Origin of the sequence: Arthrobacter bambusae, from assembly GCF_022606295.1 — a bacterium.
GTDB lineage: Bacteria > Actinomycetota > Actinomycetes > Actinomycetales > Micrococcaceae > Arthrobacter > Arthrobacter bambusae_A.
Genome location: NZ_JAHHZS010000010.1, coordinates 118,044 through 142,318 on the forward strand (window position 1 = coordinate 118,044; position 24,275 = coordinate 142,318).

At 65.5% G+C, this 24,275-nt stretch carries 31 protein-coding genes; 11 read left to right on the top strand and 20 right to left on the bottom strand.

Translation table 11 applies throughout. From position 1 onward, the window contains the following. Window positions 1–6: 6 nt before the first annotated feature. From KNN17_RS09295 to KNN17_RS09305, 3 genes are all read right to left on the bottom strand, one after another. Window positions 7–423, bottom strand: a complete 417-nt coding sequence (locus tag KNN17_RS09295) for a hypothetical protein (RefSeq protein ID WP_241708456.1) — start codon at window positions 421–423, stop codon at window positions 7–9. 89 nt (window positions 424–512) lie between these two features. After that, entirely contained in the window at window positions 513–650 is a 138-nt protein-coding gene (locus tag KNN17_RS09300; protein ID WP_241708457.1) for a hypothetical protein, read from the bottom strand. Beyond that, window positions 647–1,918: a phosphatidylserine decarboxylase family protein gene (locus tag KNN17_RS09305; protein ID WP_241708458.1), complete on the bottom strand. Its 1,272-nt coding sequence runs from the start codon at window positions 1,916–1,918 to the stop codon at window positions 647–649. The genes KNN17_RS09300 and KNN17_RS09305 overlap by 4 nt, the downstream gene beginning before the upstream one ends. 95 nt (window positions 1,919–2,013) lie before the next feature. On the opposite strand from KNN17_RS09305, the gene KNN17_RS09310 reads away from it, so the two are divergent. Both KNN17_RS09310 and KNN17_RS09315 read left to right on the top strand, forming a co-directional pair. Further along, on the top strand, window positions 2,014–2,934 hold the full coding sequence (locus KNN17_RS09310) for a DUF5996 family protein (RefSeq protein WP_241708459.1): 921 nt from the start codon (window positions 2,014–2,016) through the stop codon (window positions 2,932–2,934). 90 nt (window positions 2,935–3,024) lie between these two features. Then, window positions 3,025–3,372 carry a UBP-type zinc finger domain-containing protein gene (locus KNN17_RS09315; RefSeq protein WP_241708460.1) on the top strand — a complete coding sequence of 116 codons (348 nt, stop codon included), beginning with the start codon at window positions 3,025–3,027 and terminating at the stop codon, window positions 3,370–3,372. Between the two features lie 230 nt (window positions 3,373–3,602). Here KNN17_RS09315 and KNN17_RS09320 read toward each other — a convergent pair whose 3' ends face one another. After that, window positions 3,603–3,923 carry a hypothetical protein gene (locus KNN17_RS09320; RefSeq protein ID WP_241708461.1) on the bottom strand — a complete coding sequence of 107 codons (321 nt, stop codon included), beginning with the start codon at window positions 3,921–3,923 and terminating at the stop codon, window positions 3,603–3,605. A 535-nt stretch (window positions 3,924–4,458) separates the two neighbouring features. Next, on the bottom strand, window positions 4,459–5,577 hold the full coding sequence (locus KNN17_RS09325; protein WP_241708462.1) for an alanine racemase: 1,119 nt from the start codon (window positions 5,575–5,577) through the stop codon (window positions 4,459–4,461). 219 nt (window positions 5,578–5,796) lie between these two features. Here KNN17_RS09325 and KNN17_RS09330 point away from each other — a divergent pair, with 219 nt between their 5' ends. Both KNN17_RS09330 and KNN17_RS09335 read left to right on the top strand, forming a co-directional pair. Continuing rightward, the gene (locus KNN17_RS09330) at window positions 5,797–6,102 is read left to right on the top strand and encodes a hypothetical protein (protein WP_078105227.1); all 306 of its coding nucleotides are present in this window, start codon (window positions 5,797–5,799) and stop codon (window positions 6,100–6,102) included. Window positions 6,103–6,114: 12 nt separating this feature from the next. Beyond that, window positions 6,115–6,576, top strand: coding sequence for a GyrI-like domain-containing protein (locus KNN17_RS09335; RefSeq protein WP_241708463.1), 462 nt, complete (start codon window positions 6,115–6,117; stop codon window positions 6,574–6,576). A 28-nt stretch (window positions 6,577–6,604) separates the two neighbouring features. On the opposite strand, the gene KNN17_RS09340 is transcribed toward KNN17_RS09335, so the two are convergent. Next, window positions 6,605–7,480: an alpha/beta fold hydrolase gene (locus KNN17_RS09340; protein ID WP_241708464.1), complete on the bottom strand. Its 876-nt coding sequence runs from the start codon at window positions 7,478–7,480 to the stop codon at window positions 6,605–6,607. A 110-nt stretch (window positions 7,481–7,590) separates the two neighbouring features. Then, window positions 7,591–8,286: a maleylpyruvate isomerase family mycothiol-dependent enzyme gene (locus tag KNN17_RS09345; RefSeq protein WP_241708465.1), complete on the bottom strand. Its 696-nt coding sequence runs from the start codon at window positions 8,284–8,286 to the stop codon at window positions 7,591–7,593. 158 nt (window positions 8,287–8,444) lie between these two features. Between KNN17_RS09345 and KNN17_RS09350 the strand changes: the two genes are divergently transcribed. Beyond that, entirely contained in the window at window positions 8,445–8,927 is a 483-nt protein-coding gene (locus KNN17_RS09350) for a MarR family winged helix-turn-helix transcriptional regulator (protein ID WP_241708466.1), read from the top strand. A gap of 65 nt (window positions 8,928–8,992) precedes the next feature. Further along, window positions 8,993–9,337 carry a hypothetical protein gene (locus KNN17_RS09355; protein WP_241708467.1) on the top strand — a complete coding sequence of 115 codons (345 nt, stop codon included), beginning with the start codon at window positions 8,993–8,995 and terminating at the stop codon, window positions 9,335–9,337. Between the two features lie 132 nt (window positions 9,338–9,469). Here KNN17_RS09355 and KNN17_RS09360 read toward each other — a convergent pair whose 3' ends face one another. Next, window positions 9,470–10,018, bottom strand: coding sequence for an NAD(P)H-dependent oxidoreductase (locus KNN17_RS09360; RefSeq protein ID WP_241708468.1), 549 nt, complete (start codon window positions 10,016–10,018; stop codon window positions 9,470–9,472). A gap of 53 nt (window positions 10,019–10,071) precedes the next feature. Then, a complete protein-coding gene (locus KNN17_RS09365) occupies window positions 10,072–10,782 on the bottom strand; it encodes an SDR family oxidoreductase (protein ID WP_241708469.1) in 711 nt (236 codons plus the stop codon). A 134-nt stretch (window positions 10,783–10,916) separates the two neighbouring features. On the opposite strand from KNN17_RS09365, the gene KNN17_RS09370 reads away from it, so the two are divergent. Further along, entirely contained in the window at window positions 10,917–11,495 is a 579-nt protein-coding gene (locus tag KNN17_RS09370) for a TetR/AcrR family transcriptional regulator (protein ID WP_241708470.1), read from the top strand. Window positions 11,496–11,509: 14 nt separating this feature from the next. Continuing rightward, window positions 11,510–11,641 carry a hypothetical protein gene (locus KNN17_RS22425; RefSeq protein ID WP_264637866.1) on the top strand — a complete coding sequence of 44 codons (132 nt, stop codon included), beginning with the start codon at window positions 11,510–11,512 and terminating at the stop codon, window positions 11,639–11,641. On the opposite strand, the gene KNN17_RS09375 is transcribed toward KNN17_RS22425, so the two are convergent. After that, entirely contained in the window at window positions 11,634–13,034 is a 1,401-nt protein-coding gene (locus tag KNN17_RS09375) for a glycosyltransferase 87 family protein (protein WP_241708471.1), read from the bottom strand. The genes KNN17_RS22425 and KNN17_RS09375 overlap by 8 nt on opposite strands. A gap of 111 nt (window positions 13,035–13,145) precedes the next feature. On the opposite strand from KNN17_RS09375, the gene KNN17_RS09380 reads away from it, so the two are divergent. Together KNN17_RS09380 and KNN17_RS09385 are read left to right on the top strand one after the other, a co-directional pair. After that, window positions 13,146–14,363, top strand: a complete 1,218-nt coding sequence (locus KNN17_RS09380; protein ID WP_241708472.1) for a molybdopterin-dependent oxidoreductase — start codon at window positions 13,146–13,148, stop codon at window positions 14,361–14,363. Beyond that, window positions 14,363–14,875, top strand: coding sequence for a hypothetical protein (locus KNN17_RS09385; protein WP_241708473.1), 513 nt, complete (start codon window positions 14,363–14,365; stop codon window positions 14,873–14,875). Before KNN17_RS09380 ends, KNN17_RS09385 begins: the two co-directional genes overlap by 1 nt. Here the strand turns inward: KNN17_RS09385 and KNN17_RS09390 are convergent. The 8 genes from KNN17_RS09390 to KNN17_RS09425 form a co-directional block, all read right to left on the bottom strand. After that, a complete protein-coding gene (locus KNN17_RS09390; RefSeq protein WP_241708474.1) occupies window positions 14,836–15,654 on the bottom strand; it encodes an SAM-dependent methyltransferase in 819 nt (272 codons plus the stop codon). The two genes, KNN17_RS09385 and KNN17_RS09390, sit on opposite strands and share 40 nt — an antisense overlap. Continuing rightward, window positions 15,597–16,298 (bottom strand): TIGR04282 family arsenosugar biosynthesis glycosyltransferase, encoded by a 702-nt coding sequence (locus KNN17_RS09395; RefSeq protein WP_241708475.1) that lies wholly within the window; start codon window positions 16,296–16,298, stop codon window positions 15,597–15,599. The genes KNN17_RS09390 and KNN17_RS09395 overlap by 58 nt, the downstream gene beginning before the upstream one ends. Then, entirely contained in the window at window positions 16,295–17,119 is an 825-nt protein-coding gene (locus KNN17_RS09400; protein WP_308196788.1) for a glycosyltransferase family 2 protein, read from the bottom strand. Before KNN17_RS09400 ends, KNN17_RS09395 begins: the two co-directional genes overlap by 4 nt. 74 nt (window positions 17,120–17,193) lie before the next feature. Then, window positions 17,194–18,258: an NAD-dependent epimerase/dehydratase family protein gene (locus tag KNN17_RS09405; protein ID WP_241708476.1), complete on the bottom strand. Its 1,065-nt coding sequence runs from the start codon at window positions 18,256–18,258 to the stop codon at window positions 17,194–17,196. Beyond that, window positions 18,255–19,238, bottom strand: coding sequence for an MTAP family purine nucleoside phosphorylase (locus tag KNN17_RS09410; RefSeq protein WP_241708477.1), 984 nt, complete (start codon window positions 19,236–19,238; stop codon window positions 18,255–18,257). Before KNN17_RS09410 ends, KNN17_RS09405 begins: the two co-directional genes overlap by 4 nt. Window positions 19,239–19,319: 81 nt before the next feature. Continuing rightward, window positions 19,320–19,667 carry a DUF6510 family protein gene (locus KNN17_RS09415; protein ID WP_241708478.1) on the bottom strand — a complete coding sequence of 116 codons (348 nt, stop codon included), beginning with the start codon at window positions 19,665–19,667 and terminating at the stop codon, window positions 19,320–19,322. Continuing rightward, complete coding sequence (locus KNN17_RS09420; protein ID WP_241708479.1) at window positions 19,664–20,401, bottom strand: ferredoxin reductase; 738 nt, start codon at window positions 20,399–20,401, stop codon at window positions 19,664–19,666. Before KNN17_RS09420 ends, KNN17_RS09415 begins: the two co-directional genes overlap by 4 nt. Before the next feature lie 10 nt (window positions 20,402–20,411). Continuing rightward, window positions 20,412–21,008: a sulfite oxidase-like oxidoreductase gene (locus KNN17_RS09425; protein ID WP_242598675.1), complete on the bottom strand. Its 597-nt coding sequence runs from the start codon at window positions 21,006–21,008 to the stop codon at window positions 20,412–20,414. A 185-nt stretch (window positions 21,009–21,193) separates the two neighbouring features. On the opposite strand from KNN17_RS09425, the gene ggh reads away from it, so the two are divergent. Beyond that, window positions 21,194–22,549, top strand: coding sequence for a glucosylglycerate hydrolase (ggh, locus tag KNN17_RS09430; protein ID WP_241708480.1), 1,356 nt, complete (start codon window positions 21,194–21,196; stop codon window positions 22,547–22,549). 17 nt (window positions 22,550–22,566) lie between these two features. Here the strand turns inward: ggh and KNN17_RS09435 are convergent, their stop codons facing one another. Both KNN17_RS09435 and KNN17_RS09440 read right to left on the bottom strand, forming a co-directional pair. Beyond that, the gene (locus tag KNN17_RS09435; protein WP_241708481.1) at window positions 22,567–23,640 is read right to left on the bottom strand and encodes a DNA polymerase IV; all 1,074 of its coding nucleotides are present in this window, start codon (window positions 23,638–23,640) and stop codon (window positions 22,567–22,569) included. 77 nt (window positions 23,641–23,717) lie between these two features. Continuing rightward, on the bottom strand, window positions 23,718–24,131 hold the full coding sequence (locus KNN17_RS09440) for a hypothetical protein (protein ID WP_241708482.1): 414 nt from the start codon (window positions 24,129–24,131) through the stop codon (window positions 23,718–23,720). Window positions 24,132–24,275 lie beyond the last annotated feature (144 nt).

Here is a 24,275-nt window from a genome sequence, read left to right on the forward strand (position 1 = left end):
TCAGGCCTAGAACCCGGCGATACGCGCGGAAACGACCGTGTCTTCGCTCAGATGATAGGAAGCGCAGATCCGGTGGTAGCCGTCCGCGATCCGGGCGGTCGTCCCGGCTTTCCTGCTGCCGCGGATGACCAGGCAGGGTGAGAGTGCCGTACCGGCCCTGACCCGGCCGAGTTCCTTGGCAACGTCCGGGTCATCGGCTGGCAGCAGTGGCAACCCCGCCGCACGCAGAAGGTCCTTGGCTTTGAATGACACGGTGTCCGCCTGCTCCAGGGCCTTGACCGCCCGACTGACGGCTTTGGGCCCGGCGATGAGGGAGAGGTAGGAGGCGGCGGCCGGATAGTCGTGTTGTTGCGGTTTGTCCAGCCACTTCGCCAGCGGCTTGGAGTGGTCTGTGGCGTTGGAAGGTTGGCCGTGTTTGGTCATGATGCTCCTTTTGATCCGTTGGTGGCGGGCATCCTGCGTTGCCGGTGGTCCGGATTATCCTCTCCATCGCGGGGGACGGCTAGCAGAACTCAGTCCCAGAAGATGTCGAGCTCCGCGGCGAGGCGACAGCCCTGATCCCGGGCGGCGCGAGCTGCGGGAGCACGCGCCCCCGGATCCAGCGGATTGACACCGATTGCCTCCAGCGACACGGCGTCGGCATTGATCATGCGTTCTCCTCATGCCTGGCGGAGGCAAGCTTCGACCGGACCCGTACGAGGGGTGCGTCCGGATTCTGCGGTTGGGGGATAGCGGTGAGAGCGAACTGGTCGATAGCGCCGGGCCGGAAGACGAGGCACTCTGTGGAGCCGCCGAACTGGAAGTACCCCAACTCGTCGCCCTTGTTCACGTGGTGGCCCGGGACGATCTCCTGATCGATGACGCAGGACGAGACCTCGACCATGCCCACGGGTATCACCGCCATGAGGCCGATGACGGGGTCGTCGGCCTGGATCAGGATGATCGCGCGTGCCGCGACATGGGCCAGGTATGACTGCGAGAGGGTCGGCTCGACGGCGTCGGGCCCTTCTGATTCTGCCTCGGAGAAGTATGTACCGTCCTTGAGGTACGCCCGCACGATCGTTCCGGCGACGGGCGCGTGCCACCGGTGATAGTTCAGTGCGCTCAGGAACGCCTGGTACACCGTTCCGCCAACAAAGTGATCCACCGATTCATCCCGGGCGAGCAGGTCCTCGAGTGAGTAAGGCTGGTTCTTGACCCAGAACCGGCTCTGGCGTTGAACGTCGGAGCTTATCTTGTAGGGGGTCGATTCGCAGGCGCTGACGATGATTTTGTCGTCTTCGGGTGCAGCAACGGGTCTGGAGGTCGAGGTGAGGCGGCGGGTGAAGAAATCATTCCACGAAGTGAAACCCCAGTGCTCGGCGAGGGGATCATGTTCATAGTCGTCCATCCCGACAACCTGCCGCGCCTTCTCCGACATCCAGCCGGACGGCGAGTCGTTCAGCACGTACAGCGAGTCCTCGCTGCTTAGGAACTCGCACCAGGCATTCAGTATCTTGCGGAACATGGCGACGATTCGAGGATCGCGATGGGCGGCGAACCCGGCCTCGGTTCCCATGGTCCAGTCAAGGATCGCTGTCAACGGCGTGGTGACCATGCCACCTTCGCTGAACTCCGGGGCGGTCGTCAGCACCTCGTTGATCAGCCGGAGCATCTGGTCAACGCTTGTCAGGTGCCGATTGCGGTAGGGCTTCGACTTGGGAACCTGCTCGATCATCTCTGTCATGTAGAGGCGGACAACCGGATCGCCGGCGATAAGCTCCTTGAACTCCGCGATCACGGGATGCAGAGGAGCATCGTCGCCCCGGGCCTCCGCCCGTTCCCGGTGGCCGGCAATCCATTCCTCGAGCTCGTCCTGTCGCTCGGGCAGCCAGCCACCCGTTCGGCGGACACGGTCAGATGAAGAGTTGATAGTCATAGCGCCGAGCCTACGCGCCCTCGACCGGGGCGGGCGATGGGAACGCGTCAGAGAATCCCCGGCGGTCCGGGCGGCAGGAGTGGCAGAATTGTGAGATGGCTCACCCGGAATGGCCCGAGCTTCGCGCCGATGAGTGGACCCCAACCAGGGAGACAGTGCACATGTGGACCCAGATTGTGGGAAAAATCCGTATGGCGCATGCCCCGATGTTGAACCACTGGTGGCAGGTAACGTTGTACGTCACCCCGCGCGGACTGACCACATCAGCGATCCCGTACGCCGGCGGTGCGTACGACATCGAATTCGATTTCCTTGACCATCGGCTGCACATACGTGCCAGCAACGGGACGTCGGCATCCGTTGTCCTCGAAGCCAAGTCGGTGGCCGAATTCCACTCCGAAGTATTCGAAGCCTTGGGCAGGCTCGGTATCGAGGCGACCATCCGCGGCATTCCGAACGAGGTGGACCCGGCCATACCCTTTGCCCAGGACTTTCAACATGCCTCCTACGACCCGGAGGCTATTCGGTTGTTCTGGAGGCAATTAGTCCAGTCGGACCGGGTTATGAATGAATTCAGGTCGCGATTCCGGGGCAAAGCCAGTCCCGTCCATTTCTTCTGGGGAGGCATGGACTTGGCACACTCCCGCTTCTCCGGGCGGGGCGCGCCTATTCATCCCGGTGGTGTCCCGAACTGCGCCGACTGGGTGATGGTGGAGGGTTATTCCCACGAGCTCAGCAGCTGTGGGTTTTGGCCCGGGGGAGGGGACGAAGGAGCCTTCTATGCATACTCTTATCCGGAGCCGGCCGGTTACGCCGAATATGTCAACGATGCCGATGGCGCCTTCTATAGCAGCGATGGCAAGTTGTATCTCCTCCCGTACGAGAACGTCCGCACGGCGTCGGACGCTGACAAGATGCTGTTGCGGTTCCTGCAATCCACCTACGAGGCGGCGGCTGAAACGGGACGGTGGGACCGTACCGCACTGGATGTGGATCCGGCCCGTGGGCGGCGCTGACGACGATGCCGACATTCCTTCGGCGCGGAATGGCTGTGGGCGTAAAGTAATGGGTGGTCTAGAGGCACTCCAATGCGAGGGAAAGCCGCAATGAATGCATATCAAGGAATCGACGTTTCGATTCCACCCAGCGGGCCGGGCTGTGTTGAATGCGAGGCCAACAGTGGCTGGTGGCTGCACTTGCGGCGATGCGCCCAGTGCGGGCACATCGGCTGCTGCGACAACTCGCCCGGGCAACACGCCACGGCCCATGCGCAATCCAGCGGACACCCGGTCATCCGCAGCTTTGAACCGGGCGAGGACTGGTTCTTCAACTATCCGGACTCGGCATTTTTCGCCGGACCTGAGCTTGAACCACCGGCGCATCATCCTCTCGATCAAAGCGTTCCGGGCCCGGCCTCACGCGTCCCGACTGACTGGGAACAGCGGCTGCATTGACGGGGCGCACGCTTCCATGAGGACGGAGACGCTCAAGCTCTGATTTTAGGAGTGCATGGCTTCCGGGCTGAACGCCGAGGTCGCGTCGGTGACTTGGGTTCCGGTCGGCTTGGCGTCGCTCGCCTGTGGCATTCTACTCAATCACTCGACTCCGGCGAGGTGAGTGATCCAGCAGAATCCGACGGTGTCCATAGATGGACGAACGGAACGAGCCGAGGGATGGCTGGTTTCTAGGACGCGTCGGTGATGTCGGCCAGAAACCAGTCGGGGGAGCTCAGATTCCGCAGCAGATGGAAAGTACGCAATGCGGAGTTGGAGTTGCGGCGGACCTGCAGCCGCCAGTGTTCAACGGATGCGGAGTCTTCGCTGTCGTTGGCGGCCGGGTCGCTGCCATCCGGCCAACCTCCGCGCCCGAACCAGTGCGCGGCGTCGGCGTCGGGATCCACGGCCAAGATGCTGCCGTCATATCGGACGGCCAACGGGATGCCATCGGGGCTGAAGCGGACGGCGATCTCTTCTAGCGTGTGTACGGCCTCGGCAGTGAGTGTCATTGATGTGTTCTTTCCCGGGTTGTACGGCGCACCGTTGTCTTGCGGGCTTCGCGAGGGCTGACTCGGTTGTGTACGCACTCTTTTAATCGTCTGCGTCCACGGAAAAGGTACGCCCTCTGCAAAAGTGTTTACCCGAATCTCGCAATTGCCTCCATTTGATTGACCAGAGAATTGATTTCACAAACTGCTGGCCGGATGACTGCCGTCACGAATGTGGGTTCCGACTTGGGCCCTTCGGTTGTTGAAGCGTGAGGACGTGGGCAGAAGAGCACCCCGACAGGCAAGAACAGGGCAGATAATAATGCCAAGCGATCCGTCGCAGGGCCCTACCCTGGGAAACCAAGCAGTAGGGCGCTCGTTACTCCACGAAACCCTCCATCCCGGGTTTTGGGGCCGGCGAACCCGTCGATCAGCGCCGTCAGGATGCGGTCCAGCCGGGGCTGCACATCCGCGATGTCGGGTGCCAGGTCCGGCTCGCGTTCGCAGGGGTCCCGCAGCGGCGGTGAGCCCCCTTAAGCAGAGTCGAACCGGCCGTCTAGAACACAGGCCGCCAGGTCTCGACGGCGTCATTGCTGACGGCCACGACTTCGCGCCAGCGGTCGAACAGCGAGCAAGGGTGGGAGATACCCAGGTCCACGATGTCGCCGACCCGCAGCCCTTCGGCATCGTCAACGATGGCGTGGTGGTCGAAGAGGCGGGTCAGCGTGGCGCGTGCACCGGCATGCAGGAGGGCCCCGTCGCGGTACCGGAAAACGATCACGGGCAGGCCGGCGTCGTACGCCAATTCGCGCTTGCCCGCGTTCAGGACCACGCGCCCGGGTTCCGGGGCGGAGATGACCAAAGCCCGCACCACCGCTGCGGCGGTGAGGCCGGGGACTGGCGAGACGCTCTGGTAGGTGCCGTGGTCGTGCACTACGTAGCAGCCTGAACGCAGCACATTGACGGAGGCGTTCTGCGGCAGGAAAGCGGCCGCACGGTCCTGGAACGCCGAGCCGCCGTTGGTGAAGACCGGGAGCTCCACCTCGAAGATGGGGTGCAGTTCATCGAAAATGTCGCGGGCCAAGCGGCAGTGCGAATCGATCCCGGCCAGGTTCTCATCCGTCCGGGTGTTCGGTGCCACGCCCTCGTAGGCGCTGACGCCGGCCAGCAGCAGCCCGCTGGCCGCGCGAATCTCCGCCGCCAGCGGCCCGGCTTCGGCCGCAGTGCGGATCCCGGTGCGGCCGCCGGGAGTTCCGACGTCGATCAGCACCTTCAGGGCCTGTGGCGACTCCTCGAACACCTCGGCCATGGCCTGGACGCCCGCCTCCGAATCGGCCAGGCAGTAGATTTCCAGTTCCGGCGATGCGGCCAGCCAGGCCCGCAACTGCTCGAGGTGGCCGTGGAACAGTACCTCGTTCGCGATGAGGATCCGGGTGGCTCCCCACTCGACGGCCTGCGCGGCCTGCGCGGTTGTCGCCACGGTCACGCCCCAGGAACCGGGCAGCTGCCGGCGGACAATCTCACCTGTCATGGTGGTCTTGATGTGTGGGGCCAGCACCATGCCGTGCTCACGTGTCCAGCCCTCTTTGATGCCGATATTGCGCTCGACGGCGGCAACGTCCAGGAGCATCTGCGGCAAGGTGCGGAGCGGGAGGGCAGGATCAAGGTGCGGCATGCGGTTCTTTCAGGATGGTTCGGGAAGCTGGGTACCCCGAGATCCTATCCGGGTTCACTAACTAGAGAACCCTCGACGGATCGCGGCGAATGACAGGTAGCGGCCACTCGGGCGGTAACCGGGCGGAGTGAGTATGGTCTTTCACGTGTCAGGCCGTTCAGGCGCATCGCCGCGTGGCCGGCTGCAAAGAGCTGAGTTCAGGCCATAGGAGGTCACATCATGTCTGTCATCATTGCAACCAAGATTTCCGGTGACACGAGCGTTTTTGCAAAATCGCTTGAGGAACGCGCGGACGAGTACCGCCAATGGGGCGAGCGCGGCCGGGCGGCAGGAGCGATCCACCATCAGTTCGCGGTGGGGGACGGGTTTGTCCTCGTCGTCGATGAATGGGAATCGACAGAGGCATTCCAGAAATTCTTCGGGGCGTCCGAGATCCAGGCGTTCATCGGCTCGGTCGGCGGAGATCCGAACGTGGCCCCCGAAGTCACCGTGGGGGAATCCGTCGACTCCGCGGACAAGTACTAGCGGACTCCCTGCATGTCGGTTACCGTCACCGTCCAGACTGTCCTCCCGCGCACGCTGGCCGCCGTCCGGCGCAAAGTCGCGCCGGGCGAAGTCGGTTCGGCATGGGGCCCTCCGGTGGGCCTTGTCTGGGACTTCATTCGCCGTCAGCCCGGCTTGTGGACGGACGGCCATAACATCTTTGTCTACCACCACCCGAACAAGCCCGATGCGCCGCTCTTGTGCGACTTCGGCGTCGAAGTCACCCGCACCTTCGAAACAGCGGGCGAGGTGTACGCGAGCGAAACACCGGGAGGCGAAGCTGCCGTGGCAGTCCACCATGGGCCGTACCACCTCATGAACGAGGCGTACAAGGCGATCGAGGAGTGGATGGCGGCGAATCATAGGGAGTCTGCCGGGCACTCCTGGGAGATCTACGGAGATCCGACCCCAGATCCGGCTGACACCGAAACGACAGTCGTGCACCTGCTGAAGTAGCACTGACCGTTCGCGCGCCCGGGACTCTTCACCGGGACCACAATTCGTCGATCAGCCGGTGAACGTGATCCGGCTGCTCGATGTGGGCGAAGTGGCCGCACCGCGCAAAAGTCGCCAAGCGGGTTTGGGGGACCACCACAGCCAACCGGGCCAGGTCGGACTCGGGTGTGAACACGTCCCTGTCGCCCCGGATCGCCAGGACCGGACAGAGGATGCCGCGCCACTGGCCGAAATCGTAGTGGGAGCCGGGCCGGGCATCGTCGCCGAGCTCCCTTAACACGGCCGGGGGTATGGCTCCAGGATCTGCGAAGAACGGGGACATCAGCGGTCGCATCAGGGGCGTGGTGGCGATGGTACGGACCACAGCGGTCCCTGCCGCGCCGAGGGCGGCCATGGAGCGCATGGCCAGAAGCATGCCGGTGAACGCCGGGAATTTGTAGAGGCCGCGGAGTGGCGCGCCGCAGGCGTCGGACACACTGAATGTGGTGGCCGAAATGGCGGCTACCCCGGCGGTCTCCTCCGGCCAAGCCGCAGCCATGTGCAAGGCCAGGAAACCTCCCATGGAGTGGCCCACCAGTTTCCACCGCCTGTAGCCGAGCGCACTCAGCACCCCGACGACGGCGCGTGCCATCGCCTCGATGCTGAATTGTTCACGCCGGGCGCCTGCCGTGGATTCGCCCCAGCCCGGCAGGTCGATCAATACCCGGTCATGGGCCGTTGCCCTGGCAAGCAGTGATTGGAAAGTTGTCCATGACCCCGCGGCTCCGTGAAGGTAGACCTCCGGGGTGCCGGATTCGGCCCTCGGCCCGTGGGTGCCCTGCTGGACGCGCACCATGCAGGGACCCAACTCGGTGGGAAGGACATGGCGCCGCAGCGTAGGGGCGTTTTTCTGTTGAACACTCATGGTCGCCTTCGCTCTTGCTCGTTGACAGTGGTTCGTAGCCGCGGAGGTACTGGACTGGATCAACTTCGACGAGCTGGTCCACGATGCGCCGTATGCCGGCACCCTCGTGGTCAGGGGGTGAGCGGACCTCGCAGGACGCGGACCGCGAGGGCCTTGTCCCCTTCGATGGACGCTGATTCTGCGAGGTTGGAGCGGCCCCACAGACCCGGGTACATCCCGCCCGGCGTCGAGGAAATCGAAGCTTTGGCTTCTCCTTCGCCGATTTTCCAGCGGCCGGCCCCTGCTACCTCGAAGGTCACCGCGCCCTCTGGCTGCGGCATCCGTCCGAGGCGGAGCTGGCGCGGGGTGAACATTGTGAGGATCTCGTCGATTCCGTCGAGCAGGAAATCGGCTGAGAAAGCGGGGTCCGCCAAGCCCGATGCTTGGCAGGCGTCGATGAGGTGCACGGCGTGTTCATGCGCCTGGCGTCGACGCCAGAACCCGGCCGTGCGCGGGGGAGGGCCGAAGTTCCAGCATGGTTCTTCCGGATCGAGCGCCGACATTGTCCCGAGGAAAGCGTCCGCGCCCTCAAGGAACCACGCTACGGCGCCGGTGGCCGGTGGGACCGGTTCTTCGGCGACTTTGCCCGAAAGGACTATTTCGGCCGCCCAACGTTCAATGGAACCCAGATGGCCGAAGAGATCCTTGAGGTTCCAGCCGGGACAAGCCGGCACGGGACGAGTCAGAACGTTCTCGGGTTGGCGTGCCAGGAGGCTAAGACGGTCCAGGGAGCTGATCAACTCGGGAAGATAGAGATCCGGCGACATGTCTTGAGCATAACGGGCGATGCGGAGGATTCTTTCCGAGTCGGCCCGATGCCAGGACAGCTCATTTCCTGGCTACCGGGTGAGGCTAAGGTCTTTGCAAGTCCATCTGATGGATTACTCAGCCTGCACATAGGAAGCAGGCTTACTATGGTGGGACCATGCCGGACCTAAACGACTGGACGACTCCACGGTTGCTCTCAACGGCAGCGCGATTGGTCGAGCATGCCTGGAACGAGGAGCTTGCCGTCCTGGGCCTGACCCATGCGGGCGTTATCGCGCTCGAAGTTCTCGATGCGGAAGGGGCCATGGTCCAGGCCAGGCTTTCGGCCAAAGTCCAGGTGCAGGCGCAGACCATGGGACAGACACTTTCCAGGCTTGAGGCGCACGGGCACATCACCCGGGAACGTAGCCGCCTGGACGGGCGGTCGCAAAGGGTCGCAGTTTCGGACCTGGGGAAAGCGGCCCTTGTCCAGGCTCGGGAGATTGATCGGAGCCTGACTCCCGGCGTCGACATCGGTGTGGAGGAACTGCGCGACAAGCTGACGGCCGTGATCCGCTGGCTCGGGTCTGCCCGTTGGGGCGAAGAGAAGCCCGAGCGGGCGCCGATCTCAAAGGACAGGGCCCTGCCCGAGCAGGGCTAGGTACCGGCTGCGTATCCCTTCACGGAGTTTGTGAGGGGCCGTCAGAGTGGCCGGGTACACTGGCGGTGCTGCGGGAGATCCCGCAGTGGACGATTCGTATTTTAGGAGTCATCTTGGCCAGATTTCTGATCACCTATCACGGCGCCGGGCATCCGGATCCGGCCGAAATGGAAGCTGCCCGGAAGGACTTCATGGCGTGGCTCGGCAATGCCGGTCCGGCCGTTACTGATCCCGGTGCGCCGCTGGGCTTTGCTGGCCAGGTCGCCACCGGGACGCCGGAGGCTGTTGCGGATATCCTCGGCTATTCCATTCTGGAAGCCGACTCGGCCGAAGCCGTGAGCGAACTGCTCGCCTCCCACCCGTTCGTCACGCGCGGCGGAACGCTGCAGATCAATCAGGCCCTGGCCTGACACGCATCCCGGAGCTGCGTTGGCCTCGAAGGGCCCCTTGCCGATCCGCCGACAGGCGGAGGGTGAGGGGCCCTTCGGTTCCGCTCCGGGATTCCCCAGGGTCGGGCGGACTTTCGCCAGGACCGGGGGCAGTCAGCGGCCGGCAGTTGCGGGAACGGCCGAAAGCAGCTCCCGGTAGCGGGTCGCATGGGCCGCCAATTCTTCATCCGTCACGCGCGGAGCCGAATGCAGGATCAGCGGTTCCTCCAACTCCAAGCCGCAAAGGTGCGCGGTGGCTTCCATGGGCCGCAATAGCTCGGCCATGGTGAAGCGGTTGCTTCCCGAGGGCGCGTAGGACGACTCCGGGCCGCCGGTCGAGATGGCAAGGCGCAGGCGCTTTCCGTGGAGCGCGCCTCCGCCGGAACCGTAAGCGAACCCGTAGGTGAGCACCTGGTCCATCCATTCTTTGAGTACGCCCGGAACGGAATACCAATGCCACGGGAACTGGAACACGATGGTGTCGTGCTCGCGCAGAAGCCCCTGCTCCCGGATGACGTCGACGCGCCGGTCCGGGTAAGTGGCTGAGAGATCATGGACGGTGACGTTTTCGACGTCCATGGCGGCTGCGGCGAGGTGTGCGGTAATCCTGGATTTTTCCACATCAGGATGGGCAACGACGATGAGAGTGCGGGTGGGGGTCATGGAAGGTTTGTACGTCTTTCAGGATCGGAGTCGAGGACGGGTCGGATGGCGAATCAGCTGACGTGGACTCCGCCGTCGACGTCCAGTACTGTGCCCGTGATGAAGGTGTTCCCCATGAGGAATATGGCCGCGGTGGCCACGTCCGAAGGCAGTCCCGCACGGCCGGCCGGCACGCTCGCCGCGTAGCCATTGAGCATGCCTTGGCGCATCTCTTCGGGCATTCCAGCGTAGGCCGGGGTGTCCACCAAGCCGGGGGCGATCACGTTGACGCGGATCGGGGCGAGATCGATCGCGTTGGCCTTGCCGAAGGCCTCGAGCGCCGCGTTGATTGCGGCCATCATGGGACGCCCCGGAGCGTGCTTGCGGCTGGCGGCCCCGCCCACAAGGGTGATGGATCCGTCCTTGGCGATGCGGTCGGCCGCCGCACGCACCGCTTCGTAGTAGCCCCAGAACTTGATGTCCATGAAGGGCCGCACCTGCTCGGAGCTCAGCTCACGGATTCCGCCCATGGCGCCGGGCCCGGCCGAGAGCACCAAGTGGTCGAACGCCCCGATCCGTTCGAACAGGGACTCGACCGAGGACGTGGAGGTGAGGTCCACGTGCTCAATCGCCACCCCTGTGGGGAGGTTGGCCTTCCCGGTATTGCGGGCGGCGGCCGTGACGCGGGCGCCTTGTGCCGCTGCGTGCTCGACGACGGCGCGTCCGATGCCCGAGGTGCCTCCGATGACGAGGACGTGCTTCCCGGCGAAATTGTAAGAGCTCATGGGGGTTCTCCCGTAAGTAGGGCGTCGATCAGATGTGACGGATCGTTCTCAAACAGTTTGTGACGGAACGATCCGTCTGTCAAACTGGATGCAAGGCAACAGCGGACGAAGGTTTCAGAAGGAGTGTGGTTTCCGTGGCACGCAGGAGTGGCGAGGAGAACCGGCGCAACGTGCTCGATGTGGCGACGCGCCTTTTCTATCAGCAGGGGATCAGGGCGGTCGGGATGGACACCGTGGTCAAGGAGTGCGGGGTGGGCAACGCCACGATCTATCGCCAGTTTCCCACCAAGGACGCCCTGGCCACCGCCTATGTTCAGGGGCGCGCGGATGCCTGGTTCGAGCGGATGGAGCAGGCCGCCGGGGAAGCGTCGTCCCCGGCGGGCAAGTTGATGGCTGTTTTCGAAGTGCTCGCGGGGGACACAGCCGGTCCCGCGTATCGCGGGTGTCCGATGCTCAACACCAGCACCGAGTTCCCCGAGGGGCGGCACCCGGCGCACCTCGTCGCCGTCGGGCACAAGCAGCAAGTGCGGGACTGGTTCCGCTCCCTCGCCTCCGACGCCGGCGCGCAGGACCCCGGGCAGCTCGCCGATGAACTGCTCATCATCCTCAACGGCGCCTATGCCACCGCGGCCGTCCTCGACGGCGCGACCTACGGCCGGCGCGCCCTCCGCCTTGCCCGGTTCCTGATCGAAGACTCCTGCCCGGGTTCTTAGGACCGTCCGGGCCGGTGAAGGCGAAAGACTTGATGTGGATCGTCGCGGTGCCAGCCGCGCTCACCGCGGACGGCATAGCAGGGGATCCCATGCTGGAATCCATCGTCACCGAGGCCACACCAGATGGCTCCACAGACGTCATGTGATCGACGGCCGGAATTGCCGCGACCGTCGCCTCACCATGGCGGCTACCAGCAAGAGCACGACGGCGGCGCCCAGGCCCAGTCGCGCCGCCAATTGGCCGTAGGGTTCCGCTCCGGTGAGATACATCAGTGCCAGCACAGGAGCGATCGCTGTGAACTCGTAACGAGCGCTCAGCACCACGAACGGCAGGAGCAGGAGCGCATACCAGGGGTAGCTCGGCGACACGATCAGCAGCGTTCCTCCGACCATCAAGACCTGCCCGTCCCAAGGCCGGGCGGCGTCGGTGGTGCGCCACACGTAGAGGGCCAGGCCGAGCAGCAGCACCAATGCGGCCGGTCCTGCCCAACCGGCCGGGAGCAGCAGCTTCAACAAGGTGAATCGCGGACTGTCCTGCCCGTCATAGCCCTCCGATCGAAGGTATTCGGGCAGATAGCCGAGTACCGCCCAGCCGCTGGCGAGCACGTACGGGACGTACGTCACGGCAAAGGTTGCCGTGGCCGCGGCGACGAAGCGGACCGGCCTCCGATACAGCAGGGCCGGGGCGCTGATGACGGGAATGAGCTTGGTGGCAACCGCCGCGCCAAACGCCACTCCGGAACCCAGGGTGCGTCCGCCCACCAACAACAGTGCTGCCGCCAGGGCCAGTGCGGTGCCCAGCGCGTCCACGTGAGCGCCGTTGATGGCCTCAAAAGCGACCAGCGGAGACCATCCCCACCACACCGCTTGGTGTGCGGGCCGGCCGGTGCGGCGCAGGAACGCAAGCAGCGCCACCGTCACAGCGAGACTGAGGAGCAGCCCGGCCAGCTGGAAGGCGACGAACCCCACCTCGGAGCCAGGGATGAGCCGCACCGCCAGGAAATACAACTCTGCCGCTGCGGGATACACGGTGGGTACGGTGGGCCTGTTGATTGCCGTGCACAGGGTGCTCCCGCCGGGAATATTGGATGTGGTCTCGGTGCCGGTCGGGAAGGGATTGGTATGGCACGTTCCGTCAGGCCCGGCATCCTGGAATAGCCAGGACGGCCGCAGCGGCCGCAGCGCCTCGTCCGCCGGAACGTGGGCATAAGGGGAGATCCCGGCCTTTTGAACGATGCCGTCCCACGCATAGCGGGCGGAGTCGTTGCTGGTGGCGGGCGGGGCGGCGATGGCTGCTACTCCCACCAGGAGGGAGCCCAGGAGCACGACGGCGGCCGCGTACCGCGCCGGGATCCGGCGCGCCACCAGTGCTGCCGGGACGAAGACGGTCCAGGCCGCGAGCGTGCCAAGGGGGGAAACCCACTCCGCGGACGGATCCGTAGTGACCGTCCACCAGATGACGACGGCGAGCAAGGCCACCAAGGCGAGCGCCACCGCAGCCGAAATACCGGACGCGCGCCGGGGTGTTGATTCGCTCACCCTTTGATCCTGCATCACTCGCGGGCCGGGGGCCATGAACCCAAGGGACCGTTTGCGTTTCGTAAGGTCTGGACCGGGACGACCGACGGGTCTTGGTGGTCTGATCAAGGTATGGACAGATTGACCACTTTCCTCCAACAGCGGATGGAAGCGGTGAACGGACGGTTCTCCTCGCCTTTGCGCAGCAGACGGCTGACGGTGGTGCTGGGCCGTTGGCTCGGCCTTGCCTTCACTGTGTGTTTCCTGACCGGACTGTTCAGCCACCTCCTGCAGGATCCGCCGGCTTGGATGGTTTTCCTTACCCGTCCCGCGTGGCTGTACGTGGCTACGCAGGGCATCCACGTCACCACCGGGATAGCTTCCATCCCGCTCCTGGCAGCCAAGCTTTGGTCCGTCTACCCCGAACTCTTGCGCTGGCCTCCGCTGAAATCCGTGGTGCATGCACTCGAACGCGCCTCGATTGCGCTCTTCGTGGCCGCTTCCCTCGTGGAAGTCACCATCGGCTTGCTCAACACTTTCCAGTGGTATGCGTGGCCGTTTTCCTTCAGGGATGTCCACTATTGGCTGGCCTGGGTCATCATCGGATCTTTGGCGCTCCACATCGCTGTGAAGATGCCCGTCATCCTGGCTCATTGGAGCCGTAGATCGGACGCGGCCGCCACCGCCGCCAACACTGAGGAGGTTTTGCCGGACAGCAAAACGGTTCCGGCCGCGGTAAAGCGTGGAACCGGGAACGGCTGGAGCCGCCGGGGGTTCCTTGCGGCACTCACCGCCGGCACCGGCGTCGTCGTCTTGACGACGGCCGGCCAGTCGTTCGCTTGGCTGTCGGGCCTGAACCTGTTCGCGCCGCGCCGCATGGATACCGGCCCGCAGGCCGTACCCATCAACAGGACGGCAGCCCAGGCCGGTGTGGCGGACGCTGCGCTTGCCCGCGACTGGGTGCTGACAGTGTCCTCGGGATCGGTCCGGAAGACGTTCACGCTGGCGCAGCTCGCGGCCTTGCCGCAATACAGCTACGGATTGCCCATCGCCTGCGTGGAGGGCTGGAGCCAAGGGGCGCAATGGCGTGGTGTCCGGATCCGGGACCTGATGGCAACGGTGGGCGCACCCGTAGATGCTGAGCTGCAGATATCCAGCATGGAGAAGGGCGGCGTCTATGGGCGTTCCTTCATGCCCGCCGCATACAGCCAGGACGAGCAGACATTGCTGGCACTTGAGCTGAATGGCAAGCCACTCGACCTTGACCATGGCTATCCGGCACGCATCATCGCACCAGGTCGGCCGGGAGTGCTGCAGACCAAATGGGTGCATAAGGTGGAGGTGATCTGATGCGGCTTCCCTTGGTGGGTGCTGCGGCATCGTCAGGGCGCAGGACTCTCTGGTGGGCGCGGGCAGCACTTGGCGCCTTGGGCGTGGCTGCCCTCGGGTATGCGCTCTTCGGATTCCTGGCCAACGTGCCGCCCGCCCAGCTGATCGGTGTGGCAGCGTGGCTTGCCGTGGCGTTGTTGGTGCACGACGGCATGCTGGTCCCGCTGACAACGTTGGTCGGTGGCGGATTGTCGAGGTTCACGTTTGGGCTGTCCCCTGTCCAGCAGGGGATAGTGCGCGGCGCGCTTCTCGTGGGTGCGGTGGCGACCTTGGTCGCGGCCCCGCTGATCCGTGCCCAGCAGGTGCTGCAGCCGAGGGGGCCGGGCAGCGGCGTGAACAACACGGTCCTGCAGGGGGACTATGCGCTGGCCTTGGGTGTCTTCTGGGTGGTCCTGGCGGTCGCCGCGGCCGTTGTTGTGGCCGCCGTCGGACTTTACGGCCGCCGTTCCAAGGTCAGGAAGATCCGCTCCTGAACGGTGCGGGTGGCAACCACCTTGAGCCCGGCCCGGGCCGCGTGGCGCGCGAGCGCTTTTTTGCCTGCGCGCGCCCAGGGAAAGGCCGCGCTGGCACGTCCGTCTGAATCCTCCAGCACCGCCAGGTAGGCCACGTCGAGAAAATCCGGTGCTTCGGCTTCCGCCAGTACTTGGCCGTCCGGGGCAAGCAACGAGGAAACACGCTCCAGCAGTATCCGGATGTTTCCGCCGATGCCGATGTTGCCATCCAGTAACAAGGCCGAACCCCAACCCCGTTCGTGCGGGACCGGGTCAAAGATGGAGCCCAGGACGGCCGCGCCGCCTCGCTCGGTGGCCAGCTTCACGGCGGCGGGGCTCGAATCGACACCCATGGAGGCCAGCCCCAGTTCCCGGGCGGCCTCCAGCATCCGGCCTGGGCCGCAACCCACATCGAGGACGGGCCCGCGGAGGGTGCGGAGCAGCTCGCGCTCACTTGTGGTGGCCGGGCCGGACCAGGAGAGCATGTTGAAGTGGACTGGCCCGATGCCCTCCGGCAAGGCCGATTCCGGTCGCAACGTCAGTCGCCCCACTCCGAGGGGCAGGCTGCGGGCGTAAGGCTCGTAGCCGCCCTGCCCGAAGAGCGCTTGGCCAAATAGAGCCGGTCCAAACAGGGCGCGCGGGCGGGAGCCCGCAGCAAAAGCGTCGGCGCGGGCACCGGGATCCCTCGGGACTGTGTGGATGCTCATGTCCGGGCAGCCCATGGCATGGGTGCGGCGTCGGATGGCACCGTCCTTGTCCATTCCGCCGGCAGTCCCTCGCTCAGGAGGTCCACGGCGCGGGCAAACGGGCTTCCGCTGCATTCCCACGCGGCAGCCACAGCATCGGGAAAGTAGTCCACGTCCCTGAGGACGGGCAGCACGCCCACGTGCAGGCCGGCTCCGGCCAGCCGGCCCCGTTGCTGCGCCCCGGTGTGCGGGGTGGACATGTCCACCCCGCGGAGCAGGCCGCCGTCGGGCGTGTACAGGCCCAACGCCCAAAAGCCACCATCCGACGCCGGGCCGAACCAGGCACGGCGGGGTGCCGGGGCGGGGGTTTCCCAGTCCGCCAGCAGCGGGGCCAACTGCTCGCGGCGTAGCTGGGGCGTATCCATGCCCAGAATCAGCAGCGGTCCCGCAGTGAGCGAACAGATGGCCGCCAGCCGTTCGTCCAGGCCGCCGGCCCCTTGGGGGAAGACTTCAAAACCGGCAGCGTCCGCGTGGTGCGGCGTGCCGTCAAACACCAGCAATCGCCTGGCCGCGGGAAGGGTCCGTACGGTTTCCAGCGTCTGGCTCAGGCTCGTCTGGGCCAAGGCTGCGGCCTGCTCCGGCGTGAGCGGGGGAGTGAGGCGGGTCTTGACCTTGCCGGGGCTGCATTCTTTGGCAATGACGGCGACGGTGAGGTTCACGGCGTCGCTCCGTGGGCATCGGCCGATGGTCGACCGGCCGGTCCGGCGGCCTTCGTCGCCTTAGTCCGCTGTGAAGCGGCGGCCAACTGGGTCCCCATGTCTTTGAGGGCCGTGACGGTTCCGCGGAGTGTCCCCGTGACCTTGGAGTTCCCCAGCCGCGGTGCATAATCGACGGGGACCTCGGCCACGCGCCAGCCGTCCCGGTGGGCCTTGAGGAACATCTCGAGCGGATAGCCGCTGCGCCGGTCCCTGAGGTCCAGTCCCAGGAGCGCGCTGCGCCGGGCAAGGCGAAGTGGGCCAAGGTCCGTGATGGCGATCCCCGTGAGCCGACGCAACCGCCAGCTCAGGGCCCTGTTGGCCAAGCGGGCGTGAAGCGGCCAAGCGCCCGACGCCGGACGCCGGGCACCTAGCACCAGGTCGGCGCGACCGGTGCGGACGAGGTCAAGCATCGGGGCCAGTTGGGCAGGGTCCAACGACCCATCGCAATCGCAAAAGGCCACAAACTCCGCCGTGGCCGCGAGCAGTCCGGCATGAGCTGCCGCGCCAAAGCCGCGCCTCGGTTCCTCGACGACTGTGGCCCCCAGACCGGCGGCCAGCCCTCCGGATCCATCGGTTGATCCGTTGTCCACGACGATTGCGCGGTACCCGGGCAGCAAGGCTCCGAGCACCATGGGAAGGGCCGCACGCTCGTTGAGGCACGGAAACACCACGTCCACGAGTGGGGCGGGTGGGCCTCCGTCGTCACCCGCCGGTCCCTTGAGAATGTCGGCCATGCCGATGCCATCGTTTGAACCGCGCGAACCGCTTTGCTCTTTCTCCACCCTTTGACCGTAGAATCCGCAGGCCCGGTGCGACAGGCGGATTTCCTTACGGAACCGGGACGTTTGCCACCGGCCTAGCTATGGTCCCCGCGCAAGGGCGCGGTAGCGAACTCGCGCATTCCGTCCTCGAAACCTTGCGCGGGGATCCAACCGAGCTCTGCCTGGGCCCGGGCGGAGCTCGCGGTGATATGCCGGACGTCGCCTAGCCGGAAACCGCCGGTGGCCACAGGTTCGGGAGCCCCGCTCACGGAACTCAAGATGGCCGCCACCTGCCCAATGGTGTGGACTTCAGAGGCGCCGATGTTGTACGCCCGAAGGCTGCCCGAGGCCATCCGGCCCCCTGCCAACGCGTCAATGGCCAACAGATTCGCCTCGGCAACGTCCCGGACATGGACGAAACTGCGGCGTTGGCCGCCATCCTCGAACACCCGCACGGCTTCGCCGCGGGCCAGGGCGGAGCGGAACAGGCTGGCTACGCCCGCGTAGGGGGTGTTTTTGGGCATGCGGGGGCCATAGACGTTGTGGTAGCGGAGGGCGACGGCGGTGCCTCCGGTTGCGCGCGCCCATGCGGAAGCCAGGTTTTCCTGTGCCACTTTGGAGGCGGCATAGACGTTCCGCGGATCCATGGCCGCGTCTTCGCTGACCAGCGCCGGCAGGAGCAGCTCGCCCGTGGCAGGGTCGCGGGGATCGAATATTCCGTGCTCCAGATCCTCCACCAGGCGCGGGCCAGGGCGCACCAGCCTGCCCGCAGCGTCGGTGTAGGCGCCCTCGCCGTACACCACCATGGACGAAGCCAGGACGAGCTTGCCAACACCTGCGGATGCCATGCCTGACAGGAGCACGGCTGTGGCCAGGTCATTGTTGCGGATGTAGTCCGGCGCGTCGGAGAAGTCGACGCCGAGACCCACTTTGGCGCTCTGGTGCACGACGACGTCGACTTCCGCGAGCGCTTCTGCCACGGCGGCTGGGTCTCCGACATCGCCCGCCGTCAGGTGCGCCCCGGGAATTCCTTGCGGCCGATCGGGGTGTACTGCCGGATCCAGTGAATCCAGGATCCGGACCTCCCAGCCGCGTGCCACGGCTGCCTCCACAATGTGGCTGCCGATGAAACCGGCCCCGCCCGTGACCAATAGCCTCACGGCGCTGTTCGCCCCGTGCCGGGGAGGACGGGGCCGTCGCCGGCGGGGCCGGCGGTGCCCATCACGGTGGCCACCGCGGCAGGCGGCATGGGAGCCATCCGCCACGGCCCGTCGTCGTCCGCTGGATCGGCGCCAGTGATCGCCTCGGACACCGTCCGCACCGCGTCGGACAACACCGCGAGGATCCGCGGTTGCGCCCCCGCCAGCCGGCCCAGCACCAGTTCCGCCGTGACTGGTTCGGAGCCATCGTGCCCGGTGTCGGCATCGGTAATGAATGCCAGCGCGGCGAAGTGCATGTTCAATTCAGCCGCGAGCATGGGTTCCGGGTATTGGGTCATGCTGATCAGATGTGCGCCTGCCTGGACCAGGGCCGCGGCCTCAGCCTTGGTGGAGAATCGCGGACCGTTGATCACGGCCACGGTGCCCGCCCCGGCGAAGTCTTCCCCGTGCCGCTGCAGGGACGAGATGAGCGCTGCGCGCAACGGGGCGCTGTAGGGCTCGGCGGCGGGAAGGTGCTGCACCCCGGTGGGCGACGAGCCGTCGTAGAAGGTGTCGGCCCGTCCCCAGGTCTTATCCAGGACCTGGTCGGGTACGGCAAAAGTGCCGGTTCCGTGGCTGGAAACCAGTCCGCCCACGGCCGCGGAGGAGATGACGGCCTCCACGCCGAGGCTCTTGAGGGCCCAGAGGTTGGCGCGGTAGTTGATCTGCTGTGGTGAAACGCTGTGCCCGCGGCCGTGCCGGCTCAGGAATGCGACCACCGGGCCGCCGTCGCCGTCATCGCCGCCGGGGCCGTCCGGCGCGGCGAGGCCGTCCGGCGCGGCGAGCCGGGCGACCGTCACGGCACTGGAAGGAGGCCCGAACGGCGTCGGGATGTCCAGCGTGTCGAGCATGACGGCCCCGGGCAGCCTGTACAGGCCGGTGCCGCCTATGATGGCGATCCGTGAGCGGGGTGCTGCGGTGTCTTCCGGGAGCAATGACATGACCCCATCATGCCAATGCAGGCCCGCGCCGTCGCGGGTGGAATCCTTACGTGTCCGGAACGCGTACTGGTGCGAATCGCCCTAGCCGTCGCGGTCGATGTGCAGGTAACTGAGTCCGCTCACATCGAGCCAGTATCGCGTGGGCGTCTCCACGAGGCGGAGCAGTACGCCCTCGCAGGAAGCGCAGCGCACAACGATTCCCGGCGCGTCGACGTAGACCATCGTTTCAGCGAAGACGCGGACCGCTCCGCAGTGCTTGCAGCGTCCGATCGCGGCGACGATATCGAAGCGGAAGAGTTCCCAGAGCGGTCCGGCGAGCGCGTTTCCGTCCAGGTGGGGTATCGCATTGCCAGTGGTTCCCGCGATGTCCTGATCCGCGAAGCCCGGATCCATTGCGCCCGGAGAATCGGGCCCATTGTTGCCATTCACCCGGTTCCTCCTGTTCCGCCGAAGCGCTCGGTCTTGATCGACCCGGCGGGATATCCCGCTTGCACGAGCCATTCCGCGACCGTTTCCACGAAGACGGTCTGGCCGCAGACGAAGACGTCCGGGGCACGGTCCTTCGGCAAAATGTTGGCCAGCAGGGTTTCCGCCGTGAGCCGTTGCGGGGCAGCCGGCCAACCCTCCGGGACCTTGCGTGTGTATACGTAGTCGATGGTGAGCTTGCCGGATTGCCGGGCCAAGGTGAGGAGTTCTTCCCGATAGAACCCCGCTTCGGGTGACTTGAGCGAATAGAGCAGCCGGAACTGCGCAGGATTCTCCGAAGCGTGGTGCGCGCGGATCATCGACATGAGCGGCACCACCCCGGATCCTCCGGCAATCAGTTGAACCGGGTTCGTATCCGTTGGTTTCCAGACGAACCAGCCACCCACAGGTCCGCGGATCTCCAGATGGTCTCCGACGGCCAGTTCCCTGACCAGATAGGGGGAGACTTCTCCGTTGGCCAATTCGTCAACGGTGATCTCCAAGGTTTCGTCCATGCTTGCCCGCGCCACGGAGTACGAGCGGACGGCCGAATACCCGTCGTCTGCGGTGAGGCGGATGTCGATGTGCTGTCCGGCGAGGTTGCCGTTAAGGCCGGCTGCCCGGAGCCCGATGGTCCGGGCGGTATCCGTTTCGGGCATGCTGCTGACGACGTCGGCCACGCGCCATTGCGTGCTCATCGTGCGCACCTCATGAGTAGCGCTCCTCGCGCCACGGGTCGCCGTGGAGGTGGTAGCCGTTGGATTCCCAGAAACCAGGAACATCATCCTGGGTCAACTCGATGCCGTTGATCCACTTTGCGCTCTTCCAAAAGTACAAATGCGGCACCAGGAGTCGGGCGGGTCCGCCGTGGACGCGATCAAGCGGCTCGCCGTCGAACTCCCAGGCCACCCATGCCCTGCCGCCCAGAAGGTCCGCCAGGGGGACGTTGGTTGTGTATCCGCCGTAGGAGTGGGCCATCGTGAACCTGCAGCTTGTTTCCACGTTTTCAAAAAGGGAATCCAGGGACACTCCGCGCCACGTGGTGCCCAGCTTGGACCAGCTGGTTACGCAATGGATGTCCGTATGGATGTCGGTTTGGGGCAATGCCATGAAAGCGTCCCAGGACCACGCATGGCGCTGCCCTGCCTCAGTGGTGATGAAGAATTCCCAGCGGTCAGGGGCGATCCGGGGAGCGGGGCCTGCGGTGAGGACCGGGAAGCTGCCGGTCTCGTATTGGCCCGGCGGCAACGCCGGATTGCCGCTCTGCCGTCTTCCATGAAATCCAGAAGAGATGATGCCCACCATGTACCTCCGATGCGGAGACTCACGCCGGCCGTGCCCGGTTCCCCCACGATAGGCCAACGGCCGGGCGCGGTCTAGGTGCCTGGCAAAGCCTGACCGGGTCACGGCCGCTGCAGTAGCTTGGTAAGTGTCGTGCACGCTTTCGCGCAGTCACGGATCCGCACCAAGCCAATGGCCTCGGAGGCCACATGAACACCACTCCTCGCGTCAGTGTGCAGGACCTTCACAGGGCAGCAGCCGAGGTCCTCCGGCTCAACGATCTGGGCACCATGACCACTGCGGCGCCCAATCTGTACCCCCATATGTGGAGCTGGGACGCCGCCTTCGTAGCTATTGGACTGGCGCGGATCAATGTCCCACGCGCCATCACGGAACTCCGGACCCTGCTGGCCGCGCAGTGGTCCACGGGAATGATCCCGCACATCGTCTTCAGCGAGAACAGCACCGACTACTTTCCAGGTTTTGACCGTTGGGGCACGGAGTCCGCCCGCGCACGTCCTTCCGGCATCAAGAGCAGCGGCATTTGCCAGCCTCCCGTCCATGCGATCGCCCTGCGTCATATCCTGGACCGGGGGCGGGCGAACGGCGGCGCCGACCAGGAAGCGGCAGAGACCTTCCTCGCCGAATCCTTCGACGGCTGGCTCGCGTGGCACCGGTGGCTGGCCACCGTGCGTGACCCGGACGCCGCAGGGCTGATTGAAATCCATCACGGTTGGGAGTCCGGATTCGATAATTCCCCGCGCTGGGATGGGCCCTACGCCCGCGTCCAGGCCGGTACCGTCCCTGCCTTCACGCGGCGTGACACCCTGCATGTTGCAGACACGGGCGAACGGCCCGACGACAGCGAATACACCAAGTATCTGTGGCTCGTTCAGCAGATGGCTTCCGTGGAGTACGACGACGAGGCCGTGCGGAACGTCGTCGACTTCCGGGTGCGGGACGTCTTCTTTTCCGCGATCATGGCTGCTGCCAGCGATGTCCTCGCCGCTCTGGGCGAGGAGATCGGGCGCAGTTCCGACGCCGGGGAGCTGCGGGATTTCGCGCGGCGCTTCCGCGACGGGGTGGCGTCGACGATTGATCCCCTGAGCGGCCTTGCCCGCGACTACGACATCCTGGCCAAGGAGTGGATCTCGACCGAGACCGTTTCCGGATTTGCCCCGCTGGTGTCCGGAGGCGGGGAGCCGTTGCTCGCGGCGCAAAGGAAGCTCCTTCTCGGGCCGGACTGGATGGGGCATCCCGGGCTGCGGTTTCCTCTCCCGCCGTCCACCTCGCCGTCCAGTGGTGCCTTCCGACCCCGGACCTATTGGCGCGGCCCCGTCTGGCCCTTCCTGAATCTCCTCCTTGGTTGGGCCGCGCACCGTGACGGGCAAAACGAGATCTACCAAGCGCTCAAGGCCGCGTCACTCGATCAGTTAGCCGACCTCCAGTTCGGCGAATACTACGAACCCTTCACCGGAGAACCGCTCGGGAGCCTGAATCAGGCGTGGACAGCCGCCGCCTGCCTCGAATGGATCGGGCCGGATTGGCAGGTGCGGACCGCATAAGGAAGGGAACGACGGCCTCACCAACCGCCGCGCGTGGGTGTGTGTCCTTTCCGGGCATCGTCGGGCATTGCCATTTCGGCCCGCAAGCCAAGGAGCCGGATCGGACGGCCGGCCTCGATTCCGGCTGCGAGGTCCATGGCCCGCGCGAGGATTTCGTTCCGGTCGGATGTCTCCGGAATCTTCTTCCCCTGGGTCGTGGTCAGGAACGGCGCGTACCGGACCTTCAGGGTCAGTCCAATGACGGCCCGTCCTTCGGCCTCGACGTCCTCAAGGACATGCGCTGTCAGCTCGCGCACAGCATCCTCCACTTGGACCGGGTCGATCAGGTCGTGCTGGAAGGTGGTCTCCCGGCTATGTCCGCGGGCAACCCACGGGGTGTCATCCACAACGCTGGCGCCGTCGCCTCGTCCGAGCTGCGCATACCACGGACCCATCTTGGGGCCGAACTCCGGGACCAGGTCCTGGGGATTGGACGCGGCGAGTTCGGCGACGGTGCTGATGCCGAGTTTGGCCAGCCTGGCGGACACCCTGGCGCCGACGCCCCACAGGTCCTTGGTGGGCCGGCTGCCCATGACGTCGAGCCAGTTCCCGGCGGTGAGGCGGAAGACGCCGGCCGGCTTGCCGAACCCGGTGGCGACCTTGGCCCGGACCAGGGTGTCGCCGATGCCCACGCTGCAATGGAGTTCCGTTCGCGCCAGCACGGCGGCCTGAACGCGGTGGGCGTAGGCTTCCGGATCCTCCGTCTCAACGCCTACAAAGGCTTCATCCCAGCCCAGCACCTGCACGGTGGCGCCGGGCTGCGCGCGCAGGGTGGCCATGACCGCTTCAGATGCCGCGAGGTAAGCCTCGTGATCGACGGGCAGGATCACGGCGTCGGGCACTTTCCGGGCCGCAATGCGCAGGGGCATCCCGGAACCCACACCGAACGCCCTGGCTTCGTAGGACGCCGTCGACACCACAGCCCTTTCCGTGGGGTCGCCCCGGCCGCCGACAATGATCGGCTTGCCGGCAAGCTCCGGCCGCCGGAGCACCTCGACGGCCGCGATGAACTGGTCGAGATCAACGTGCAGTACCCACGGGATTCCGCTCACGGCACTAGTCTGCCGTAAACGTCCCTGCCAAGCATCGGATTCCGCCCGGCTTGAGTTCTGTTGCTTGCGGTCCTATCTCAGTAGTCCCGCTCGTCGAAGAGAAGCGCCAGGCAGTCGGTGTAGTGGGTCATTGCGTCTGCGAAAGTGAGAAGTTGGAGTCCGCCGCCTGCGCCAGCCTTTTCGGTACCAGCATCGTCGGGGCGGCAGAGAAGCGGCTCGCAACTCGTTCCGTTCGCGGTGAGGGTTGCTATTCCCCACGGATGGCTGGGATCGGTGACTGCGATGCCTGCTGCGTCGAAGGTGTCGCGGAGGACGTATCTTGTGACTGTCCTCCATGACTGCAGGAACTGGGGCTGCAGCTGTTCAATGAGCTCGTCGTCGTTGCTCCCGTAAGCGCGCTCGAGGTCTGTCGATAGTTCGTCCCATTCCTCGGCGTCGCGGACCATGAGGTGTCCGGCCCGGAGACGGGCAATCGTTTCGTTCATCGTCATGGTCAGTCCCCAAACTTCGTGTGTGTGTCTTTCCCGCCTCCGAAAGAAGGTCATCAACGAAGAGAACGGACGGGAACCCGGCATGATTCCCGCGCGCGAACCGGCGGCCTGGAGATCCTTCCGATTTTGCTCGTGATGAGGTCC

Coding starts and splice junctions, on each gene's coding strand:
- KNN17_RS09295 (WP_241708456.1), bottom strand. CDS start 423: ATGACCAAACACGGCCAACCTTCCAACGCCACAGACCACTCCAAGCCG.
- KNN17_RS09300 (WP_241708457.1), bottom strand. CDS start 650: ATGATCAATGCCGACGCCGTGTCGCTGGAGGCAATCGGTGTCAATCCG.
- KNN17_RS09305 (WP_241708458.1), bottom strand. CDS start 1,918: ATGACTATCAACTCTTCATCTGACCGTGTCCGCCGAACGGGTGGCTGG.
- KNN17_RS09310 (WP_241708459.1), top strand. CDS start 2,014: ATGGCTCACCCGGAATGGCCCGAGCTTCGCGCCGATGAGTGGACCCCA.
- KNN17_RS09315 (WP_241708460.1), top strand. CDS start 3,025: ATGAATGCATATCAAGGAATCGACGTTTCGATTCCACCCAGCGGGCCG.
- KNN17_RS09320 (WP_241708461.1), bottom strand. CDS start 3,923: ATGACACTCACTGCCGAGGCCGTACACACGCTAGAAGAGATCGCCGTC.
- KNN17_RS09325 (WP_241708462.1), bottom strand. CDS start 5,577: ATGCCGCACCTTGATCCTGCCCTCCCGCTCCGCACCTTGCCGCAGATG.
- KNN17_RS09330 (WP_078105227.1), top strand. CDS start 5,797: ATGTCTGTCATCATTGCAACCAAGATTTCCGGTGACACGAGCGTTTTT.
- KNN17_RS09335 (WP_241708463.1), top strand. CDS start 6,115: ATGTCGGTTACCGTCACCGTCCAGACTGTCCTCCCGCGCACGCTGGCC.
- KNN17_RS09340 (WP_241708464.1), bottom strand. CDS start 7,480: ATGAGTGTTCAACAGAAAAACGCCCCTACGCTGCGGCGCCATGTCCTT.
- KNN17_RS09345 (WP_241708465.1), bottom strand. CDS start 8,286: ATGTCGCCGGATCTCTATCTTCCCGAGTTGATCAGCTCCCTGGACCGT.
- KNN17_RS09350 (WP_241708466.1), top strand. CDS start 8,445: ATGCCGGACCTAAACGACTGGACGACTCCACGGTTGCTCTCAACGGCA.
- KNN17_RS09360 (WP_241708468.1), bottom strand. CDS start 10,018: ATGACCCCCACCCGCACTCTCATCGTCGTTGCCCATCCTGATGTGGAA.
- KNN17_RS09365 (WP_241708469.1), bottom strand. CDS start 10,782: ATGAGCTCTTACAATTTCGCCGGGAAGCACGTCCTCGTCATCGGAGGC.
- KNN17_RS09380 (WP_241708472.1), top strand. CDS start 13,146: ATGGACAGATTGACCACTTTCCTCCAACAGCGGATGGAAGCGGTGAAC.
- KNN17_RS09385 (WP_241708473.1), top strand. CDS start 14,363: ATGCGGCTTCCCTTGGTGGGTGCTGCGGCATCGTCAGGGCGCAGGACT.
- KNN17_RS09390 (WP_241708474.1), bottom strand. CDS start 15,654: ATGGACAAGGACGGTGCCATCCGACGCCGCACCCATGCCATGGGCTGC.
- KNN17_RS09410 (WP_241708477.1), bottom strand. CDS start 19,238: ATGTCATTGCTCCCGGAAGACACCGCAGCACCCCGCTCACGGATCGCC.
- KNN17_RS09420 (WP_241708479.1), bottom strand. CDS start 20,401: ATGAGCACGCAATGGCGCGTGGCCGACGTCGTCAGCAGCATGCCCGAA.
- KNN17_RS09425 (WP_242598675.1), bottom strand. CDS start 21,008: ATGGTGGGCATCATCTCTTCTGGATTTCATGGAAGACGGCAGAGCGGC.
- ggh (WP_241708480.1), top strand. CDS start 21,194: ATGAACACCACTCCTCGCGTCAGTGTGCAGGACCTTCACAGGGCAGCA.
- KNN17_RS09440 (WP_241708482.1), bottom strand. CDS start 24,131: ATGACGATGAACGAAACGATTGCCCGTCTCCGGGCCGGACACCTCATG.